Here is a 19,409-nt window from a genome sequence, read left to right on the forward strand (position 1 = left end):
CCGCCGCTACTTCCGGAGCTCGAAGGTCGTCGCGCCCACCTTGATCGGCGCGCCGATGGTCACGGGCGCGGGAGCGGTGACGCGGGCGCCGTCGTGCCAGGTGCCGTTGGTCGAGTCGAGGTCCTGGATCATCCACTGGTCACCCCACAGCACGAGGCGTGCGTGGTGGCTGGAGGTGTAGTCGTCGCGGATGACGAGGGCCGACTCGCTCGAGCGCCCGATCGTCAGCGGCTCATTGCCGAGGGGCAGCTCGATGCCGGCCTTCGGCCCGCTGGTGATGACGATGCGCGAGACCGAGCCGGCTGTGGCCGGTCCGCCCTTGGGGCCCGCGGGTGGTGCCGCGGCCTTGGCCACCGGCGCGGCGGCTCCGGCGGTGCGCCCGGCCGCGGCCGGTGCCGGAGCGCCCGCGGCGGCGGCCTCCGGCATCTTGCGCACCTTCACGCCGAAGAGATCGGCGCGCAGCGAGTAGATCACGGCGAAGACGAAGGCCCACAGCAGCACGAGGAAGCCGATGCGCAGGAGCAGGAGGGTCAACTCGCTCACGACAGCGGCCCTCCGTCGCGCAGATCGTAGGCGCGTGTGGCGTCCTCGGCGGTCATCGTCGGCTTGGGCGGAGGGGCCGCCTGCGCGATGACGTGGAAGACGATGTCGGTGCGGCCGATGGTGACGGTCGAGTCCGGCGGCAGCGCGGCCTCGCCCACCTTGCGGCCGTCGAGCAGCGTGCCGTTGGTCGACTTGAGGTCGCGGACCATGGCGCGCTCGCCGTCCCACAGGATCTCGACGTGCTTGCGGCTGGTGCCGGCGTCGGCGACGGTGATGTCGGCATCGCTTCCTCGGCCGATCACGGTGCGGCCCTTGACGAGCGGATGCCGCTTCCCGGCGATGTCGACGACGCCGCGCCACGACACTCGGCCGCCCTGCGCGGTCGACGACTCGACCCGGAGCGTGCCCGTGGCGATCTGGTCGTCGCGCTGCAGCGAGATCGAGACGGGACCCGCGAACGAGTACCCCTGCGACTTGGCGTGCTTGTGCACGAGAGTGTCGAGCTCGTGCTGGAGAGCGCCGCCGAGGGCGCCCATCTTCTCGTCGTCGGCGGGCGCGAGGTGCACGGTGAACGTGTTCGGCGCAAGGATGCGGTCGCGACTGACGACGGCAGCCTTCTTGTCGAGCTCGCTCCGCAGTGCGGAGGCGATCTCGACAGGTTGGATGCCGCTGCGGAAGGTCTTCGCGAACGCGCTGTTCACTGCGCGCTCGAGACCTTTCTCGAAGCTGTCAAGTAGTCCCACGGGGCTCCTCGGACGGGGGGTGCCGGTTGGTACATGCTAGTTGCACAGGCTGGGATGCCCGCGACCGCCTCCCGGGAAGCCCGGTTCGGGCGGGCGCGCGGTGCGTGATATCCTCGGGAAGTTGAGTTTCGCGGTGTCCTCGGATGCCGCGGCTCGCGCGAGTGGCGGAATAGGCAGACGCGCTGGCTTCAGGTGCCAGTGCCCGAAAGGGCGTGGGGGTTCAACTCCCCCCTCGCGCACAGCGGGCCGTGTGATTTTATTCACGGCCAGGTGTTCGTTTATTCGAACCGAAACCGGCAGGAGAGCCAATCTCCCGCCGGTTTCGTCGTTTCAACGCCCGCTCGGACCACACAATCCCGATCCGAGGTCCCAGCACCAACACGAGTAGGCCCTCGCGGGCCTTTTCGGTCGTGTTTTCAGTTCCGGAGCGCTCGCCGCGCTAGAGGTGCTGTAGCGGGTTCCCGTCGTCGTCGTAGTGACGGCGGTTCCGCGGAGCGGTTTCGCCGATGGCCGCCGCTGCAGCGTTGGCGATGAAGCTGACGATGCGGCGCATGTTGGATACGGCAGCCGCGATTCCCGCGGTCAGAGCCTGATAGGCGTAGCCGCGCGCTCGCCGCTTGGCGGGGTTGCCGAGGTCGCTGAACCCGTCGTGCTTGAGCCAGTAGTTGTTCTCTTCGACGCGGTTCCGCATGCCGTACCACTTGAGCCAGTCGTCGCTCCGGAGCTCGAACATCTGCAGTTGCTTGATGATGGGCAGGTGCTCGGGGACGTCGGGTGACACGGTCAGCGTCTTCTGCTTGAGGACGACCCTCTTCAGTTCCCGGCCCGTGGCGTGGTCGACGTACGCGTGCTTCACCGTGTCGATGGTCGGGTAGTAGAACCGGAAGCTGCCGTCTTCCTCGGGGCGGCCCTTACCCATGACCCGGTAGGGCGTGCGGGCCTTGAGGCGCGCGTTGTACGTGTCTTCGTCGATTTTCTTGGGGTCGCTGTCTTTGCGGCGGAAGTCGATGGTCGCGTTGATGAGGTCAACCGGCATCCACTTCAGGTACAGGCAGCCGTCGACTTCGATGGCGTCGTCAACGGACCCCCGGCTGGCCTTGTCCTTTTCGTTGGTCTCGCGGACGTCCCAGACCGTGCGGAATCCCATCTTGGCGATGGGGAGCTGGAAGTTCTCGACGGTGAGGCCGGGGTAGAGCATGTCGGTCATCAGCAGGTGACGTTCGTCGCGGGTGAACTCTCGCGAGTGGTACCACATCGCGATGCGGCCGCCGTGGCGAGTACGACCTGGCTGGTGGACCGTCATTCCGGTCGTGAGAACGGGGAACGTGTCGGGGGCGCCTGGCTTGTTGGCGACAGTGACGACGGTCTCCGCCTCCCAGCCGGCCTTGTCTGCCTCGTGCCCGACGCCTTCGTGTGTTCCTTCGCGGCTGTAGCGACCGCTCATCGCGTCGACGTTCCAGCGGTCACGGTCGTTGTGCTTCTTACCTGGGTTGGGCCTGCCGATGACCTCGATGAGGGTGGCGTCGAGGGCGACGTTGCCCTTGTAGGTGGCGCGGATGTCGGCTGGGAGCCGGCGCACGGTTGCCCGGATGACGTCGTTGATGAGCTCGTCCATGCGCGTTCGACGCTCTTCGGAGTAGGAGGCGAGGGCCTTCTGGTACTCCTCCGCAGTCGCCTTCCTCTTGCGGTCTACCGTCCACGGCTCGCAGAGGGCGAGCACCCGGTTCAGTGACCGACGGTAGCGCTGGTACCAGACGCGTTTGGTTCCTCGGAGGCTGGGGACACCCAGGTACGCGCGGGTTTCAGGGGTCATCTGGGCGAACAGGGTGCGGGCCACGGCGTTGTAGCGGTTGTCGCCGGCGTCGATGTGCATCATGTACAGGACGAGCACGGTGCGGAAGGACATGTGTGGTTTGCGGCCAGCGTTGGACTTCCGCTCAGCGCGTGCCCATGCCTCGACCTTCTCGACGACGCCGGATTCGTCGATGAGGCGAGCCCAAAGCTGGACCCGTTCGAGTGACGTGGACGCGGACTCGCGGATGCGCTCGTAGTCTTCGTGGATGTGCCCGGTTGCCTCGAGCATGTGCCGGTCGTAGGTCATGAGGACCTCGGCCTCCTGCGCCGGGGTCACGCCTGGCCCTCCTCACGGAGGAGGCGACGGTATTCGTCGTCGTCGCGGAGTTCGACGAACTCGAGGAGCCGGTGCAGGTGCTGCATCTTCTCGACGCCGATGGCTCGGAAGAGGTCCTTGATTCCGCGGGCGTACAGGTGGTGGGTGAGCCACGTGGCGCGTAGCCGGTCAGCGCGCGGCCGCTTGCTGGCGCCGTAGCTGTTCTCGGTGAATGCGGAAGTGAGGTTGCTGGTGTCCTTCCGGTGAATGTGTCCCCACAGCGGCTCGCCGGCAGGTCGGCGCCCGAGGAGGGCGACCATCCACTCTTCCCATTCCGGGAGCAGTGGGACGTCCCGCGGCGTGTCGGTGGCGACGCGGACGAGGATGCCGTTCTCGTCGGTGGTGACGTGTTCGGGGTGGATGCGGAGGATTTCGTTGGCGCGGATGCCGGCACCTGCGCAGAGGACGAGCATGAGCATCGCCCGGTCGCGCTTCTCGTCAGTGAGTTGGCTGGTGGCCCACGCGCGGAACCCGCGCATCTCCTCACGCGTGTAGGGCGCGGCACTGGTCCTGTTGCTCAGTGAGCTGAGCTTGTCGGGGTGCTCGTCGGGCAGGAGCACTTCACTGATGCGCATGAGCACGGAGCGGTAGTTTCCACGGGTGCCTTCACTCAGGTCGAGGTTCGCGCTTGTCGTGTACCTGTTGATGGCCCGAACGGTGAAGAGGAACTCCACGGTCATCGGCCACCCGCTGTCGCGTACCGCCCACACGACGTAGCGGGCGACGTAGGGCAGCGCGAGGCTGGCCGTGTACGCGGTCTGCGGCGCGGCCACTGCTACCGCGTCCCGAACGAACGCGTCCATTTCGGGGTAGTCCGCTGTTGCAGGCAGCTTCTTGGTCGCCATGACGTTTAGCGCGCCCGCGTCCGGCCTCGTCTTGGTCCTGGCCGCAAGGATGCGGGCGAGCTCGCGCGGCGGATTCGGCATGCTGAGGGAGCCGATGTACTGGGCGACGACGTCATAGCTGTCGGCCGCCCAGCTGGTGTCACCCCAGCGGGTGACGCGGTGGAGGTAGTCGGGGGCTTTGGATTCTTCTCGCATTCCTGTCCTAGGCGGAAGCTCAGGACGTCATGACGGCGACTAAGCCGAGAATCCAGTGATCTAGCCATAAAATCAGCGAGTGTCCGATAACAGGCGCGCTGAAGGGAAGAACTGCTGGTGGGATACAAGTCTGGAATGAAGTTCGAGCCCCGCTCGGTCGTGGCCAGCCCGTCGGCGTTCGGCACAGCCAATGGCGACATCGCACCCGCTGAAGGGGTTTCCGCCTCGGACCACCGGTACCGGTCGGCGATGATCCAGCATCGGATCGCGAGGAACGTCGAAAGCGGACTGAGCATCAGCGAGACGAGCCTGCCCCGATTCCTGGCGGACTTCGAGGGTGTGCCTGGCCTGAGCTTGGACCGGCAGCGCCGGGTGCTGCGTGGCGAGACCACCGCGACATTCGCCGATCTGACGTTCTGGGCGTCCCACTTCCCGCTCGTCGCTGTGTACGTCGCCCAGTACCTCGAGCAGTCGTTCTCACCGAAGTTGAGCGCGAGGACACCCAGGACCCCGGCACCTACGCCGACGCGCACAGCACCACCGCTGCGCTGATGCATGGGGTCTCCTCGCGAAAGTCACGGGATGGCATGCATCCTAGACCTGATATATCAGGTCGTAAATAGATGGCTGTGGCGCATTGGTCGCCCGCGAAGCGGTCAGTGAACGTCCCCTAGGCCGACGAGCTCAGCGAGCGCTGCGTCGAAGACTGTGCGCTGGCGTCCGCTCATTCGGGGGCGCAGCGCCGTCGCGAGCCTCGCGACGAGCAGGAAGCCCGGCTCCGGGCTTCGTCCCGCTTCGATCTTCGCCACGGCTCTCACGCGAGTTCCAGCGTCTCGCGGAGGCGAACCCGCAGTACGCGACATGGCACGATGCGCAGGCCGACACCTGATACGACTGGTCGGCGGGGCCTGCGCGCACGAACCACCGTTGGACATGTCCAACTCGTAGACTCGGGGCATGTATAACAGGCCGTATGCATAGGGTGTGGTTTTGCGGGTCCGTTGCACATCCTGTTTAGCGATGTGGAACGAAGCGAAGGCCGAGCAGTTGGGCGCCACCCTTCGCCGTCTCCGCAACGACCGAGGCCTGTCGCAGGAGTCCCTCGCCTACCAGGCCGGCATCACCAAGAACCAGTTGCAGCTCATCGAGGCGGGCAGGTCCACCGGCCGTAAGGATGGGGCTGGCCCATCCAACCCGCGCATGGCGACGCTGTCCGGCTTGGCTGCCGTCCTCGAGGTCTCGGTGGCCGGGCTCATGGCGGACGCTGAGCTCTAGCCCGCGCATGCCGTTCCCGTTCCTAGCCGGCCCACCACCTCGCGACGTAGGCAGGAGGGCGCAGGTCCACGAGCGTGTCGATGGGTGACCCGGTGGAGCACATCACGTTGTAATCCAGCATCTCGCTCGCCAAGACTTGAAGCTCGTCGTCGAACACTCCGGTCGTGGCCAGCCGGGCTGCCTGCCGACTCCACCGAGAATGTCGGCGACCTGGACGAGTGCCTCGTCGGTCGAGTCCACGAACCGCAGACCCCCGCAGGTCCGCACCCGCGTGCGGTCGGCCGAGCACCATCCCCGGGCGCCCCGCCGCATCCAGCAGCTCGGCCAGAGCGTCGGCGTCGAGGTCGCGGTACTTGTCGGCGACGAATTCGAGGGGCCCGCCCCCCAGCCGCAATGTCCACGTCTGTGGGACGGCGATGAGCGATGGCCACATCGGGTCGAACTGCCGGAGAGTTACGGGACTCGCCCGTCCCAGCGCGACCACGTCGTCATGCCGGGATGGTACGCCGCTCGTCGGCGCGATGCCGCTACCAGTGCGCACGTCGGTCGCTGCAACCGCGCATGGAAGGAGGATGGACGACACCTACTGGGGAGATTTCGGCAATCTCCACCTCCGCGACCCGGACACCCTGACCGACGACGAGCGCGGCTCGCTCGAATAACTCGATGGATTCATCGACGAGTTGCACGGCTACACCCGCGGTACGGAGGCCAGGCGCTGGTTTGTCCGCCGCCGGCAGATCATCGACTTCGTGCGGGTGCACGGTCGGCTCCCGGAGCGCGGTGACAGCGGCGTCCCGGCCGCGGCAGTGCGCTGGCTTGGCGCTCTGCGTCGTGAAGATCTCAGCTCGTTTCAGCGGCTCATGCTCGAGCGCATCCCCGGATGGTCGTGGGACTCATCCGCGGGTGAACTGTCCGGAGATCCCGGATGGTTCGCCCGGAACCGACGAGGATTCCTCGGCAGTTCAATCGCCCAGCTCGAGCAGCGGCCAGAGCTCCTCAGCCGGCGGGTCCGCGACGGTGCCGTACGTGTGGCGGAGCGCTCTCACCTCGTCGAGGAGGATGGCGCCAGCGCGGTCGATGACATAGGTCGCGAGCGCTTCGGGAAGCCCACTGCCTCGAGCGGTCGCCTCCGTGAGCCGCTCGACCACCTCCACCCATTGCCGATAGAGCACCTCGGTGTCGAAGCCCTCATCCATCACGTTCGCGTTCTCTGCGACGTTGTCGGGTTTGGTCCTGGTACCGCCTTCGCAGTCGCCGGAGCTCGGCGTGGCCTTCCTTGGTCCGTGTCAGCCCCAACCACCGGTCCATTCGCTGCACATCGCCCTCCGAGATCCACGAGTTCAAGGTGATGAGGTGCACGGCGGTGAGGAACCGGTCCCGCGGGCCGCGCAGCGCAGCCAACGCGCGTCCGCCCGACATGGGGAGCTGGTCGGTCACCCAGAGAAGCGGGCGGCCCGCATACGACCCGGCAAGTTGGTGCATCTTCCAGCTCAGTACGTCTTCGTGCCGGCCGCTGTCCAGCCGCACGCCGAGTGGGAGAGCGGGGAGGCCCAGCGGATCGGCGAAGTAGACGTTGGCGTACTCGCGCCACGTGCTTGCCCAGACGACCTCTGATCCTTCGGCGAGGACCCTTTTCACCCAGTCCACGCCCAGCCGGGAGAACCAGTGAAGCGCCCGCCACGCCTCCTCGGCGTCCCAGGACGGCTCTGCCCTCGTCGCCGTGGGGTAGACCTGACGCCGCATGGTGATCTCGAGTTCGATGACGTCTGCGGGTGCCGGACCTGGCAGGACCGGCCGTTCGAGGAGCCCGTCGACCTCGATGGCTACCACCGGGCGGTACCGCTCGTTAGATGCATCCCTCTCGCTGTCCATGTCACCTCCCCGGATGACACGCACAATAGCACCATAGAACGGGCCTGATATACATGTCCTGAGCGAGATCGTGCCAGTGGCTCCGGCAGGTATCCCGGTACCGTGGCGGGATGGGGAAGACGACGACCGCCGAGCTGGACACCGCCGCTCGACCGGCCCGGGAGTCCGTCGTCGAGATCGGCGCGTTCGTCCTCATCACCGGAGCGGTGGCGTTCCTGGTGCTCTGGCTGTCCGCTGGGATGGACTGGGTGCGGATGTGGCCCGCGACGGTGCAGGCCGGCGGGGAAGTCCTCGACGAGATCGGGTGGGTATTCGGGGTGTACGTTCCCACCCTTCTCGGCTTCTACGTCCTGGTCACCGGTGAGCAACTGGGTCAGGTGTCCAACGCGGCCTGGAGGCGACGGATCCTCGGCGGGGTGGCGGAACTGAGCTTCGCCGCCATTGTCCCGGCGCTTGTTCTCGTGGTGGTGTACTGCGTGAGCACGACCGGCATGCTGGGACCGCTGTTCGCGGTGATCCCCGCCAGCGGTGTGATGTTCTTCCTGACCGTGCAGTTGGGTGGGTTCGTCGTCTTCGAACCATCCATCCAGCTTGCTGACGCCACCCAGAGTCAGGCCCGGGCTCGCACGCAGCTGGAGGCGCTTCGACCACGCTCGCAGCGGCGTCTGTGGGCTGTGCTGACTGTCAATCTCCTGGCCGTGACGCTTGTGGGCGGGGCGGTACTCGGCGTGACGGGCGGCTGGCTATGGCTCAGCGAATGGCTGACCCTCCCCCTTCTGCTGAGCTGGGCGGCCGCGACGTGCCTGTTCGGTTCGTTCGTCGCCGGGATGCTGGCTGCGAGAACCGTAACCGCGCAGGTGCTGGCGGGCGCCGGGGTTGCGCTCGTCTGGGTGTTCACAGCTGGGATGGTGTTGAGTCTGGGCGAGGCCGTCGACCCGGCGGGGCCATTGACGGCCGCGCTCGTCGCCATCACGGCCGCCGTCAACCTCTCTGCGCTTTGGCCGTTGCGCCGGTCGCCGCGGATTCTGGTGGACTGGACACTGTCGGGAGGGTTCCGCGCGGCGCGGGCTCGACTGTGGGCGCGAAGCTACCGCGACAGCACCCGGACGATTCGGGAGCTGACAGACGTGGGAAGCGGCCCCGGGTTCCGGACGCGGCTGGGCACCGCGTGGGCGGCGCTGACAAACCGCTGACTACTTGTCCGGAGGACCGGCGGGGATCTGAAGCGTGCACAGGTCGAAGCCGAACAGCAGAACGGCCCCAGCCACCGCGGCCAGGGCGATGGTCACCACGGTGAGGTACATCGACCACCGCAGGCAACGCAGACTGGTGCGCACCTCGCCGAGCTCCCAATCCCGTAGCGCCTCCACGCTTGCGATGTTGCGCAGCGCCGGCCAGCCGATGGATGCCCGCAGTCCCAGCCCCACTGCGACCAGCGCAACCACCATGGTCACGGTCAGAACAATCAGCCCCTGCACCAGCTGACGGTCGGTTGCCTCCCGGAGCACCTCCGGGGCTGCAATGATGCCCGCGACCGCGACTGCCCCGCCCGATAGTCCAGCGCCGGTGCGCCAGCGTTCGGCCGCTTGCCGTACCGCTGGCAACTGGTTGGCGGCGATGTCCTTCAGGCGGGTGTGCGCCGCCAGTTCATCCTGTGTAGACCGCCGAATCGCCTTCACCTTGTACGTGGTCATTTCGCGACCTCCACGACGGTTGTCCATCGCTGCCCGCACCCCTGGGTGCCGGGCGGGCGGCCGGGGTGAGGTTCGGTGCACGTGCATTCGATAACGGTGACCAGTTCGCTGACACCCTGGCCGACGGGTGCCCCGGGCACGCTCGGCACCAGTTCCAGATCGACGGTGTAGTTCACCGGGCCCGCACAGTACGGGCACTTCCCGATGAAAGTGAGCCGCTTGCCTTTCGCGGAGGGCGCGAGCATGAACGACGCCTCCAGGTCGTCATTGAAGGCGGCGGACTCGTTCGGGCCCCACGTGGTGGACAGGTGCGGTGGCGTGCTCATGCTCTCGCGCGGGTCCTTCCTCGTGCGTTCAGCTGCGCCTGGGTGAGGGCGTGAAGATTGAGGTCGGACTTGCCGTGAGCGAGCAGCTCCACGGCCAGGGCGTACGTCTGTGTCGGGTACTCCTTCTTCTGCCCCTCCGTCCACGGGCTGTAGGTGTGGGTCACCACCAGGAAGTAGTTCTCGTCATCGACGTTCCACGAGTTCCCCCCTGTGCGGTACCGCCGGCAGAAGACCGTGTCAGCGCCGACTGACTGGGTCCCGGGCCTAAGGCCCGGCCTGTCGTGTCCTGAGGGCAACGGCACAAACTTGAGCCCCTGCTGCTGGCGCTGCTTCCGGGTCGGCTGCTCCCGGTAGATGGCTTTGACCTGCTCCAAGGTGAGGTTGCGGACGAAGTCCACCTCGATGTGGCAGGCGATGTAGTCGCGCCGACTGCGCCGGACGCCAGGGTCGAAGGCCACGGCGATACGAAGCTCCCGGTCCCAGCTCCCTTCGGTGAACTCGTCCGGGATAGGCAGCGGGATTACCTGGTACGAACTGCCGGCGATGGCTCCCTCGTGCACAAGAATCGCGCGGTTGTTCTCACTTTCGAGCACGTTCTCAGCCTGCGGCACCCCGTAGGCGGCGTGCTGCACGGTGGGCATGCGGTCCGGCGGCTCCGCCGACAATGCCGTCAGTGCCCGCAGCAGGTTGGCGCCGGCTGCCGGATACCGTGTGGCGATATCTGCTACTTCGTGGGCGACATACGGGGCGGCGTAGCTGGTGCCGGCGACCGCGGTGAACAGCCGCCCGCCGCTGGCGGGGGTAAGGGTGATGGTTGACACGTTCGAGTCGTTGATGAGCACGTCGTCGATGTCGTGATTCCACGCCCAGCTTCCGCCGTGACCGGCGAACTCGGGCTTCTGCCTCTTCGAACCGGTCGGTCCAGTGCGTGAGAACGGCGACGGCTGACCCGCGGTGGTGATCCGCTGCGCCCGCGGGAACCGTTCGCGGTCCGGTTCGCTCGAGTGCGCCTGGGACCCGACGGTCAGTGCCAACGCGGCCGTGCCGGGGGCAGCAACCCGGGCGTAGGACTCCCTCAGGTACGCGGGGTAGTCGTTGAGCCAGTGCTTTCCGTCGGGCAGCGCCAGCAGATTGCCGCGGTTCTCGCCTTGAGGGGGCGAGTTGCGTTGAGCCTAGTCCCGGGGTGAGCGCTCGCTCGCGCCGTCTGACCGGCCCGGCAGGACGCGCGGAGGACCGTCGGAGCGCTGATGGTAATCGGGTCGCTGAACTCAGCGGCACGTCTCGGTTGAAGGATTCGTCACGCTGTCGCGGACAGCTGAAGCTAGCTCGGGCGATTTCACTCATTCACACGAAGTCCGCACCGCACCAGCCGTCCGCTGCGTCAGAACGTTGGCAGGTTGAGCAGATTGTTCGTCCACGTTCCGTCGGCGTGCGTGCGCAGAAATGGCTGTGCTCCTGTCGGGCGGACGACGCCAACGTCGACGCGGTCGGTTCCGCTGCCGACGTGGGCGGTGTTCTCCGCTTTCCCAACCCAGAGCACCATGGTCGGTTTGTCGTTGTCGCCGGTGGTGCCGGTTTGAATGTTGGTCCATCGGTACCGGACGATGTCGTCCTCAGTTCTTGTGGTGCCACCGAATCGGACGTGGGTGATCTCTATCGCCATGGTGTTGGTCTCCTGACGGCGGTAAGGGGGTAAGTGGTGTGCGAGGCGCGGCAGTCGGTCCGCGCCCCGCACTGGATGTCAGCAGACGCTGGCGGACAGGGTGCTGACGCACGCAGCACTCAACGTGCTGGCGAACATCATGTCGGCCTTGTGGTCATCGGCACGTTCGAGCGCCTGAAGTGACAGGAGGTAGCCCATTCATCTCACCTCCCCCCTTGAACTTGGGCCGCAGCGAACGGCGTAGGTGCGAGGAAGGGAAGGCAGGCAGATTCTCGGGACTGGCCGTTCCGGTGAGCGTTGTAATCGATGAGGGTGGCGAGCACGCCGGCCGCGCCGGTGGCGAGGTCGCAGGAGGCGCGTAACACCCCGTTGCCTGCCAAGCGGACGTGGTTGCCCCGACGTATCGTGTGCAGCTCGAGAGCGCCCACATGCCGGTGCAGGGCGTCGGAGGTGGCGGGCGTGGCCAGTCCGGTGCGCTCAAGCGTGAGGAGGAACTGGATCAGACCGGCGCGGCCCTCGAGGAGACCGCTCTGGGCTGTGAACGGTGCCGTCGCTGCCGTTGCGATGCCATCGAGCAGCTCGAGGTAGCGGCTGTGGCCCGGCAGGTGTGTGAGCAGCTGCGCGAGGACGATTCCGATTCCTGCGGACCCGCTGCCAAGGTAGGGAAGCAGCCGCCACCCCTCATCGACCTGAAGTGAGCCGTCCCTCCCCGGCTGGAGAGAATGGAGGTCGAAGTCCAGAGCCTCGGTCGCCATCCGCAGATGTTCTCGGTCTCCGGTGGTCTCGTAGAGGCGCAGGCTGAAGAGCGCAGTGCCGGTCGCTCCGCGCATAAGTCCGCCTGCGCCGGTGGCAACCCGTGAGGGCGGCTCTGCCTGCCACCGATCCTGTAGCCGCGTGGCGATGTCCACGGTCGCGTCGTTGACACCCTGCGTTCTGCCGGCTTCCGCGAGCATCGTCAGCCCGACCCCAGGCAAGCCTCCATAGAGATTGGACCCGAGCCCGTCTAGGCGACTGTTCATCAGTTGGTCGAGCCGGCGGTCGGCGAGTTCGTGCAGGCCGAGCTGCCGGTATGGCCACACCGTGCCGGCGAAGCCATCGAGCAAGCCGAGCCGTCGCTCGGTGCCGGCCAGGCGTGCTTCCGCGCGTTCTACCCAGGCGAGGTGCTCCGGGGACGGCTCGATGCCTGCGTGATGAAGTGCCACAAACACGCCGAGTGCGCCGTGCGCGAGGCTTGTGGACGGCTGGCGGAACTGGGCCGGGTCCCCCGGCCATAGCCGGTCAGCCCGAGCCGGTGTTGCGTCAGCCACCAGAGTTTCGGCAACGGCGACAAGCGGATCCATGACCACAGTGGCGCCGGCGTCGGCGGCACCTCGCCGGGACAGGCTCGTAAGCTGCCGCTCGATCCACGACGGGGCGAGGTCGAACTGAGTTGCTGCCTCTCGAACCAACGCCCCAGCCTTTGCCTCGTCAAGATTCAGCAGCGGGATCAGAGGCACGAACATGAAGAGTTCGATGCAAGCCAGGGCGTACAGGTCCTGCTCGCTCCCGCTCCTGGCGTCGGGCGCGACATAGCCGGGCGCGCCGATGCGTCCGGTCGCGGAGTCATCGATACGACGAGACATCTCGAGGTCGATGAGGACGACGGTGCGGTCCCCACGGACGAGGACGTTCGCGGGATGAAGGTCACCGTGTGCTCGACCGCTGGCGTGGAGGGCCGAGACCGCGTTCCGCAGTGAGTGGGAGACCGCGGTCGCCCATTCCCGGTACTCGCGACGCTCCCGGTGGGAGGGATGGGAGTTCGCGAGCGGGTGGCGCGAGGCCACGGCGGCGTTCAGCGAGGGTGCATCGATGCGTTCCATCGCAAGGAACGCATGCCCGTGCGCGTCGTACGTTTCGACGACGGCCGGCACCGGAAGGCCAGCCAGCGATTGCAGCAGTGCGGCTTCGTCCTGGAGTCGCTGCACGGCGTCTCGCCCGTCGGGTGTACACCCCACGTGCGGGCGGGCCTCTTTCAGGATCACCGGACGGCCGTCGAGCTCCGCCTCGTACACCCCGCCAGCGTTGGAGAAGTGCAATGCACCTCGCACCTTGGGGAATCCCGCGGGCGCGTCCATGCCCAGCTGGTCGAGCTCCACCTGCAGGAAGGCCGGTATCTGCACCCACGGGGGAACATGGAAAGAGGTCTCGCGGACGTCGGGAACGAGCCGGCCGCTATCCAAGTCGCGTATCGCCGGCACATCCATGCCGTTGTCGTTGACGAACTGACGCACGAACGCGCCATACCGCACGAAAACGGGGCCTCGCTTCCACCGCAGGTCTGTGAGCACGTACGGCCCCGGCATCCCGCCCAGGGCGGTGTCGAGGTTGGTCAGGTGCGACTCGAGGTCTGCGGGCGACGTGGGGTAGATGACGATGAACTTGCCGGACAGGCGGCGGTCACCGTCTTTGGCGAGCGTTGCCTCCAGGATGCGACGCGTTCGCAGGAACTTGAACGGGAGAGCGTTGCGGTGGCAGTAGCGGGATACGTGAGCCAAGACGGCGTTGGCGGTCTGCATCGTCGCGCTGACATGGATCTTCCATCCCTGCTCGGGGAGGGTCGCTCCGCGCGGGGTGCGATGTGACCAGACATCGTCATCGGTTTGCCGCCAGCTGTCAGGCGTGAATTCGACGACCGGAGCGAAACGGTCGGCCTCGTTAGCGGCGGCGATGCGCGGCTTGTCGTAGAAGACCGGGTCGGAGGTTGCGTACAGCGGATAGGTTGCGTCCACTTGGTCCATCAATGTCGGCGAGGGTGGTTGCACGACATTCTGAAGAGCGGCGGGCAGGCTCCATCACCTCAGCCGCCCTCGCCTCGGATTGGCTGAGGAAGGACGGGACCGCTGGTTTGCGCGGTTTCGGCGCGGGACGTGGGATGCGGCGAGCCTTCGTGGGCGACGCGCTCGACGTCGAAAGTTCACTCAAATGAGTGAGTCGACGTCTCGGTCCAAGTGATTGCGGGCGCCCCAGAGGGCGAGCTGCGTACGGTCTTCCATGCCGACCTTTTTCAGGGCGGACTGCATCTGGGAGCGAACCGTGTGAACCGAAACCTGCAGGCGCTCTGCGATCTGCTCGTTGCTGGTGGTCCCGCTGGAAAGCACAGCGACGACACGCCGCTCCGCGGCCGACAGTTGCGCCACCGTCTCGGGGTTGGTCGCGCCACGCCGCGCGAACTCGCGGAGGACCGGCGCCGTGACCACACCCGACAGGAGTGCTTCACCGCGCATCGCGGCTCGGATTGCCGTGAGCAGCTGATCTGTGTCGTGGCTCTTGAGCAGGTAGCCGCTCGCGCCCGCATCGAGGGCGTCAGTGACGTAGCCGTCCAGCGAAAAGGAAGTCATCACAATCACCGCGACTGGCGGCTCGCCGGTTGGTCGGGTGAGTTCGCGCGTGGCCTCGACGCCCGTCATGCCCGGCATCTGGAGGTCCATCAGCACGACGTCAGCGTGCTCGCGGCGTGCGACCGCGACAGCATCTACTCCGTTGGACACTTCGCCGATGACGTGGATGCCTCCGGCGGCTTCCAACTGCAACCGCAGACCTTTTCGCACGGATCGGTTGTCGTCGGCAATCAGGACGCGGATCGGCCTGGGGCGAGTGGTCATCGTCTCAATCTCAGTCGGCTTGGGCGACTGGGATGACAAACCGCACCATCCACCCGCCCTCAGGAGTCGTACCGAATACCAGTGTGCCCCTCAACAGGTCGACGCGTTCACGATTGCCAGTGAGGCCCCATCCGAGGCCAAGCCCATCGACGGGGATGCTCCCAGAGGGCGACACGCCGTTTGCGATGGCCGCTTCGAGGCGGTCGTGGTGAGCGGTGATGCTCACCTCGACGCCGGAACCCGGTGCGTGCTTGGCGGCGTTGGTGATGGCCTCCTGAGTGCATCGGTATGCGGTTGTGGAGACGACAGCCGGCAGTTCGTCGATGGGCCCAGTGGTGGTCAGCTGAATGCTCATGCCTCGCTTCCTCCAGTACTCGACGAGGTCGTTCGCTTGGCGAAGGTCCTGCGTGGTCCCGCGCGGCGCGGCGCCGCCCCCGCGGCGGGCCGCCACCGCGCCCGCCCGCCGGGGCGCGGCGCAACCGCCCGCGGTGCGCCCCTCTTCGACGAGGTCCAGCGCATCCTCTGGACGCGCCGGCGCAATCGTCAACGCGGCGTCGGCCAGAGTGATGAGACCGGCCAGATGCTGTCCGGCTACGTCGTGGAGCTCCTGAGCGATCCGGGCGCGCTCTGCTTGCGCAGCTTGTTGAACGCGGGTGTCGTGCTCCCGTTTGGCAGTCTCCGCCTGGATACGCGCGAGGCGGACGCGCCGGACTTGGGTGCGCCACCAAGCGCCCAGTGCGGTCGCGGCGACGGCGGGCGCGGCGATCCGGATGAGTTCGGGCGTGACGAAGCTGATGGCAACGCTGTACGCCAACCCCATCGTCAGAGTCCAAACAAGCAGCACGGCCCCTGTCACCACCACGACCCCCACCAGCCACACGACCGAGACCGTCAACGCCCGCCGGGCAGCGAGCAGGAACAGTGCCAGGGCGATGACGAGGTACATCCCAATCAACCAGGTCGGCACTGCCAACCCCACGGTCATGCCTATGTACACAGCGGTTGAGACCAGCACTGTTACTTCTGGGCGTCGGTCGCTGACCAGGAATGCCGCCGCCTGCACGACGCAACCGAGAACGAGGACGAAGATCATCAGCGGCGGGGCAAGCGCGAGCGTCCACTCGAACTGGCCCTCGATGAGCACAGCCAGGGGCTGCACGAGCACCTGAACCGTCGTGGTCACCAAGACCGTCAGGGCCAGGACGAACGCGGAACGGCGGGTGCCTAGGAGCCGGTCAGCAGCATCGTCATCATGAAGCGAGATCGTCGAGGCATCGTCGGGGCGGGTGTCGGCGAGGGCGCTCACCCCACGACCTTAGTTTGCCCAGATGTGCTCTCACATCCTCCCCATGTCGTCCATTCGGACGAAGTCGAGTACGGGAATTCATCCGCCCGAAACCACCGTGCTGGGCTGTCCAGTGCGGTCCTCTCACCCCTTCCAGCGCAAGCCGGATGCCAACGGGCCGCGATAACACGGGGTTGTCGGGTCCGGTCCTCCTCCAGCGGGTGCCCCGCTGCGGCGCTGACGGACCGCGAGCTCCGGCATTCAGAGGCCTGCGACCAGATTTGCGCCAGCCATAGCATGCCCGCACCTGATCAAAGAGGAGTGGCCGATGTCCAGAGTCGAACCGTCCGACGTCTCACGCCGCACCATGCTGCGCGTCGCCCTCGCCGGGGCCGCGGTCATCCTGGTTCAGCCTGTGAGCGCTGCGTTCGCTGACCCAGCCCTCGCGGCCGCAGGCGGGCTGTCGGAGAACCAAGCGGCCCAGAAGGCGGCCGGTTGGTTGTCCAAGGCGGCTCTCCCTCCCGGCGCTGAACGTGCTGCCACTAGCCCGTCACCGCTTTTCGACGTGCAGCGAACCGAATGGTGGTACGAGCCGACGGTGGTGAAAACCGCCTACTGGACCATCGCAGGGGCAAGTGTCGCCGCGACAGCGAACTGGCTGGGCGCCCACCCCACGGCCGACCTGGTTGTGCCTACGCATCCCGCCATTCCGGCCGACGAGGACGTCGACCTCGTCTCGCTGGGGAACGTGCCGCTGCAGGGTGCGTTGGAAGGCATTGCGTACACCGTCGCCAAGACAGCCGACGGAGTGGCGGTGCGCGCCGAGATCGGGGTGGTCCCGGGATCAGCCTCGCTGCGCGCGCCGGGCGATGCCGGCGGCCTCGGGGCCCCGGGTCAGGGGTAGGCCGGCGGGCCTGGATTCTCACGTGACCCCGGAATGCAAGGTCGTGCGAGGCGCGGCCGCCCTGGCCGTCACGATCTCTCTGTGTGGGTGCTCCGCCGCCACCACGCCGGAGGAAGCCATCCGCCCCACCTCCCACGCGACCAGCTCGCCCACGACAACTCCGACCGTTTCGACCGCTCCCGACCCGGATCCGTCGCCGACTTCCGTCGATCCTCGAGACAGCGCGTACCTCGCTGAGATCGCTGCCTGGCCTGAGCCGCTGCCACCCGGCTTCTCCTGGCCAGAGTCACTGACGGGCACTCCCGCCGGCGAGTACCCACGCGGCGGCGACTGGGACAGGTACACCACGTCCGCGGGCATCTACCACTGCATGCTCGTCTTCGCTGCGTGGGACGCGTACTTCGTGGAGAACGACCCGGTTGCCGCCAAGGAGTACGCCTCGCGTGCCCAACAGACCACGCCGGACGTGCCCTATCCGAACGTGCTCATTGACGGAGATGGGCGCGTGCGGGACCAGGACCTCGCCAGTGAGAGCGGCGTGTGCAACGGCTTCGTCGGGGACCTGCGCGGGTAAAGCAAAGCCATCTTCACCGCCTTCACGACAGAGGCGATTCGTCTATCGAAAGGAACAACAGAATGGTCACAGTTACAACGACAGGCTCGCATGGAGGCGGAGCCTCGACCTCGGTCACCGGGGTTATCAGTTGGCCCACCATGCGCGCCATGCAGTCTGGCGTCTGTCAGGTGAAGCTCAACTGGTTCACGTGCGACAACTACAAGGATGGTTGCAACACGACCTATCGGAACCTGCCGACGCGTCTCCGCATCGGCCTCCGAAACTCTTCGAACGTCCAGGTTGGGTATGTGGAATGGAACAAGAACGAGCTTGGCGTCACCAAGAACATCAGCATTTCGCCCAGCGGGAACTTCGCGGTCAACAGCCGGTTCTTCTTTGACAACGGCACGATGTATGGGACGGCGCTGCCTGGCCAGAGCTGCTATGAGACATACCCAAAGGTCAGTTTCAGTATCTCGCTGACTTTCACCCCTTACCTTGGCTGAATCCGTGGCTCGCACTGCGCGCAGGCCCCAGCCATGCCAGTGCCCTCGCGGGCCGCTCGAATTGACCAACCACGCAACCCACAACGGAAGGACGACGTGATGAATTCACTAGCGCCTGGAAACCGTCCGCGCAAAACCGAGGATGCGGCGCCCCATTCGACGGGCCTTCGAACGCTCCTCGGGGCCGTCGTGCTGACAAGCACCCTTGCAGTGGCTGGGTGCGCGACGCCGGCGACTGGATCCCAGGCGCCCACCCCCGGCCAGAGCAGCGCCGCAGTCCCCGCATCGGCAGGCGCGGTCACGGACGCCGACACCTGCCTGGCAATCGGTGAGGTCGTGTCAGTCACCTTCAACGCCGATGCCGCGGTGGGCGAGGGTCGCATGGGCGCGCAGGAGCAGGGCGGCTGGTATCGGTTGGCAACAACGGTGCTCGCCAGCGTCCCCACTCGAACTGAGGGCCCGGTGAGCGAGGCTGTTACCGCCTTGCAGGCTGCGGTGCCGCCGGTACCGTTGGCCGCCGCGGGCCGAACCGAGATTGGATCGGACGCCTGGCATGAGCAGCTGGCCGCGGTCTTCAACGCTTGCGAGGAGGCCGGATCCGAAGTGGCGACTGTCGCGTTCACCGGCGGCTGACCGCGCTTCCCGAGGAAGACCGCTGGGAACGACTCCGCCGGCGGTCTCAGCCCGAAGTCGGCAGTCGCCGACGGTGCGCCTCGGAGGCTTGCGTACCGGTTTGTCCTCCGAGGTCACGGCGCGGGGCCGGGACCCGTGTCCCGCAGGTACACCACTCGGAACTCGACACCATCCGGTACGGGCAGGCCGTACACCCACACGGCGCGCCAGTCGAGCAAGTGGGAACCGATCTGAGTCGGCTGCTCCGACAGTCCCATCTGGTCCATCAGATCAACATGGTTCTGTCCGTTCGCGGGCCGGATCGTCACGTAGGTTGTAGCCCGGTACGGCTCCCGCCCGATTCGCGATTCTCCCACCATCGATGCACCGGTCGGCACCGTGATCAGCCACGCTGGGGGAACGGCGTCCTTGACCGTCGCCACGCCGAGCAGCTGCCATACGACATAGCCGCCAAGGACGATGAGGGTCACCGTCCATGCGACGACGCGCCCGTCCTTCCCGTTGAGCGGACCTGGCGACTGGTTGGCCCGTTCGCTTCGTAAGCTCAAGGACACC

21 protein-coding genes and 1 tRNA gene are annotated in these 19,409 nt (G+C 66.7%); 8 read left to right on the forward strand and 14 right to left on the reverse strand.

Annotated elements, in window-relative coordinates:
- Positions 1-6: 6 nt before the first annotated feature.
- Together MK786_RS07275 and MK786_RS07280 are read right to left on the reverse strand one after the other, a co-directional pair.
- Positions 7-543 (reverse strand): FHA domain-containing protein, encoded by a 537-nt coding sequence (locus tag MK786_RS07275; protein ID WP_241111557.1) that lies wholly within the window; start codon positions 541-543, stop codon positions 7-9.
- Positions 540-1,286, reverse strand: coding sequence for a DUF3662 and FHA domain-containing protein (locus tag MK786_RS07280; RefSeq protein ID WP_241111558.1), 747 nt, complete (start codon positions 1,284-1,286; stop codon positions 540-542). Before MK786_RS07280 ends, MK786_RS07275 begins: the two co-directional genes overlap by 4 nt.
- A 155-nt stretch (positions 1,287-1,441) precedes the next feature.
- Here MK786_RS07280 and MK786_RS07285 point away from each other — a divergent pair.
- Positions 1,442-1,525, forward strand: a tRNA-Leu gene (locus MK786_RS07285).
- 200 nt (positions 1,526-1,725) lie between these two features.
- On the opposite strand, the gene MK786_RS07290 is transcribed toward MK786_RS07285, so the two are convergent.
- A complete protein-coding gene (locus MK786_RS07290) occupies positions 1,726-3,417 on the reverse strand; it encodes a hypothetical protein (protein ID WP_241111559.1) in 1,692 nt (563 codons plus the stop codon).
- The gene (locus MK786_RS07295) at positions 3,414-4,496 is read right to left on the reverse strand and encodes a site-specific integrase (protein ID WP_241111560.1); all 1,083 of its coding nucleotides are present in this window, start codon (positions 4,494-4,496) and stop codon (positions 3,414-3,416) included. Before MK786_RS07295 ends, MK786_RS07290 begins: the two co-directional genes overlap by 4 nt.
- A 135-nt stretch (positions 4,497-4,631) precedes the next feature.
- Between MK786_RS07295 and MK786_RS07300 the strand changes: the two genes are divergently transcribed.
- Both MK786_RS07300 and MK786_RS07305 read left to right on the forward strand, forming a co-directional pair.
- Positions 4,632-5,048: a hypothetical protein gene (locus MK786_RS07300; protein ID WP_241111561.1), complete on the forward strand. Its 417-nt coding sequence runs from the start codon at positions 4,632-4,634 to the stop codon at positions 5,046-5,048.
- 468 nt (positions 5,049-5,516) lie between these two features.
- The gene (locus MK786_RS07305) at positions 5,517-5,771 is read left to right on the forward strand and encodes a helix-turn-helix domain-containing protein (protein ID WP_241111562.1); all 255 of its coding nucleotides are present in this window, start codon (positions 5,517-5,519) and stop codon (positions 5,769-5,771) included.
- Between the two features lie 965 nt (positions 5,772-6,736).
- Here MK786_RS07305 and MK786_RS07310 read toward each other — a convergent pair.
- Together MK786_RS07310 and MK786_RS07315 are read right to left on the reverse strand one after the other, a co-directional pair.
- Entirely contained in the window at positions 6,737-6,970 is a 234-nt protein-coding gene (locus tag MK786_RS07310; RefSeq protein WP_241111563.1) for a hypothetical protein, read from the reverse strand.
- Complete coding sequence (locus MK786_RS07315; protein ID WP_241111564.1) at positions 6,963-7,646, reverse strand: hypothetical protein; 684 nt, start codon at positions 7,644-7,646, stop codon at positions 6,963-6,965. The genes MK786_RS07310 and MK786_RS07315 overlap by 8 nt, the downstream gene beginning before the upstream one ends.
- Positions 7,647-7,756: 110 nt before the next feature.
- Here MK786_RS07315 and MK786_RS07320 point away from each other — a divergent pair, with 110 nt between their 5' ends.
- Entirely contained in the window at positions 7,757-8,839 is a 1,083-nt protein-coding gene (locus tag MK786_RS07320; RefSeq protein WP_241111565.1) for a hypothetical protein, read from the forward strand.
- Here MK786_RS07320 and MK786_RS07325 read toward each other — a convergent pair whose 3' ends face one another.
- The 7 genes from MK786_RS07325 to MK786_RS16430 form a co-directional block, all read right to left on the reverse strand.
- Complete coding sequence (locus tag MK786_RS07325; RefSeq protein WP_241111566.1) at positions 8,840-9,340, reverse strand: hypothetical protein; 501 nt, start codon at positions 9,338-9,340, stop codon at positions 8,840-8,842.
- Entirely contained in the window at positions 9,337-9,666 is a 330-nt protein-coding gene (locus MK786_RS07330) for a hypothetical protein (RefSeq protein WP_241111567.1), read from the reverse strand. The genes MK786_RS07325 and MK786_RS07330 overlap by 4 nt, the downstream gene beginning before the upstream one ends.
- A complete protein-coding gene (locus tag MK786_RS07335) occupies positions 9,663-10,796 on the reverse strand; it encodes a S8 family serine peptidase (RefSeq protein WP_308220030.1) in 1,134 nt (377 codons plus the stop codon). Before MK786_RS07335 ends, MK786_RS07330 begins: the two co-directional genes overlap by 4 nt.
- Positions 10,797-11,047: 251 nt before the next feature.
- Complete coding sequence (locus MK786_RS07340) at positions 11,048-11,329, reverse strand: DUF3892 domain-containing protein (RefSeq protein ID WP_241111569.1); 282 nt, start codon at positions 11,327-11,329, stop codon at positions 11,048-11,050.
- 203 nt (positions 11,330-11,532) lie between these two features.
- The gene (lanKC, locus tag MK786_RS07345) at positions 11,533-14,106 is read right to left on the reverse strand and encodes a class III lanthionine synthetase LanKC (protein ID WP_241111570.1); all 2,574 of its coding nucleotides are present in this window, start codon (positions 14,104-14,106) and stop codon (positions 11,533-11,535) included.
- A gap of 180 nt (positions 14,107-14,286) precedes the next feature.
- On the reverse strand, positions 14,287-14,970 hold the full coding sequence (locus MK786_RS07350; protein WP_241111571.1) for a response regulator transcription factor: 684 nt from the start codon (positions 14,968-14,970) through the stop codon (positions 14,287-14,289).
- A gap of 10 nt (positions 14,971-14,980) precedes the next feature.
- The gene (locus MK786_RS16430) at positions 14,981-16,276 is read right to left on the reverse strand and encodes a sensor histidine kinase (RefSeq protein ID WP_241111572.1); all 1,296 of its coding nucleotides are present in this window, start codon (positions 16,274-16,276) and stop codon (positions 14,981-14,983) included.
- A 307-nt stretch (positions 16,277-16,583) separates the two neighbouring features.
- On the opposite strand from MK786_RS16430, the gene MK786_RS07360 reads away from it, so the two are divergent.
- From MK786_RS07360 to MK786_RS07375, 4 genes are all read left to right on the forward strand, one after another.
- Entirely contained in the window at positions 16,584-17,159 is a 576-nt protein-coding gene (locus MK786_RS07360) for a hypothetical protein (RefSeq protein ID WP_241111573.1), read from the forward strand.
- A 370-nt stretch (positions 17,160-17,529) separates the two neighbouring features.
- Positions 17,530-17,733 carry a hypothetical protein gene (locus MK786_RS07365; RefSeq protein WP_241111574.1) on the forward strand — a complete coding sequence of 68 codons (204 nt, stop codon included), beginning with the start codon at positions 17,530-17,532 and terminating at the stop codon, positions 17,731-17,733.
- 62 nt (positions 17,734-17,795) lie between these two features.
- Positions 17,796-18,221, forward strand: a complete 426-nt coding sequence (locus tag MK786_RS07370) for a hypothetical protein (RefSeq protein WP_241111575.1) — start codon at positions 17,796-17,798, stop codon at positions 18,219-18,221.
- 336 nt (positions 18,222-18,557) lie between these two features.
- Entirely contained in the window at positions 18,558-18,854 is a 297-nt protein-coding gene (locus tag MK786_RS07375; protein WP_241111576.1) for a hypothetical protein, read from the forward strand.
- Positions 18,855-18,967: 113 nt separating this feature from the next.
- Here the strand turns inward: MK786_RS07375 and MK786_RS07380 are convergent, their stop codons facing one another.
- Entirely contained in the window at positions 18,968-19,324 is a 357-nt protein-coding gene (locus tag MK786_RS07380) for a hypothetical protein (protein WP_241111577.1), read from the reverse strand.
- Positions 19,325-19,409: the final 85 nt, after the last annotated feature.

Origin of the sequence: Microbacterium sp. CFH 31415 (assembly GCF_022538185.1) — a bacterium.
In the GTDB taxonomy this organism is placed as follows: Bacteria; Actinomycetota; Actinomycetes; order Actinomycetales; family Microbacteriaceae; genus Microbacterium.

What these genes read in the sequence shown, in the direction of transcription:
- MK786_RS07370 (WP_241111575.1), top strand. Translation starts at nt 17,796, where the DNA reads ATGGTCACAGTTACAACGACAGGCTCGCATGGAGGCGGAGCCTCGACC.
- lanKC (WP_241111570.1), bottom strand. Translation starts at nt 14,106, where the DNA reads ATGGACCAAGTGGACGCAACCTATCCGCTGTACGCAACCTCCGACCCG.
- MK786_RS07330 (WP_241111567.1), bottom strand. Translation starts at nt 9,666, where the DNA reads ATGAGCACGCCACCGCACCTGTCCACCACGTGGGGCCCGAACGAGTCC.
- MK786_RS07325 (WP_241111566.1), bottom strand. Translation starts at nt 9,340, where the DNA reads ATGACCACGTACAAGGTGAAGGCGATTCGGCGGTCTACACAGGATGAA.
- MK786_RS07350 (WP_241111571.1), bottom strand. Translation starts at nt 14,970, where the DNA reads ATGACCACTCGCCCCAGGCCGATCCGCGTCCTGATTGCCGACGACAAC.
- MK786_RS07340 (WP_241111569.1), bottom strand. Translation starts at nt 11,329, where the DNA reads ATGGCGATAGAGATCACCCACGTCCGATTCGGTGGCACCACAAGAACT.
- MK786_RS07305 (WP_241111562.1), top strand. Translation starts at nt 5,517, where the DNA reads ATGTGGAACGAAGCGAAGGCCGAGCAGTTGGGCGCCACCCTTCGCCGT.
- MK786_RS07360 (WP_241111573.1), top strand. Translation starts at nt 16,584, where the DNA reads ATGTCCAGAGTCGAACCGTCCGACGTCTCACGCCGCACCATGCTGCGC.
- MK786_RS07295 (WP_241111560.1), bottom strand. Translation starts at nt 4,496, where the DNA reads ATGCGAGAAGAATCCAAAGCCCCCGACTACCTCCACCGCGTCACCCGC.
- MK786_RS07310 (WP_241111563.1), bottom strand. Translation starts at nt 6,970, where the DNA reads ATGGATGAGGGCTTCGACACCGAGGTGCTCTATCGGCAATGGGTGGAG.
- MK786_RS07365 (WP_241111574.1), top strand. Translation starts at nt 17,530, where the DNA reads ATGCTCGTCTTCGCTGCGTGGGACGCGTACTTCGTGGAGAACGACCCG.
- MK786_RS07320 (WP_241111565.1), top strand. Translation starts at nt 7,757, where the DNA reads ATGGGGAAGACGACGACCGCCGAGCTGGACACCGCCGCTCGACCGGCC.
- MK786_RS07315 (WP_241111564.1), bottom strand. Translation starts at nt 7,646, where the DNA reads ATGGACAGCGAGAGGGATGCATCTAACGAGCGGTACCGCCCGGTGGTA.
- MK786_RS07300 (WP_241111561.1), top strand. Translation starts at nt 4,632, where the DNA reads ATGAAGTTCGAGCCCCGCTCGGTCGTGGCCAGCCCGTCGGCGTTCGGC.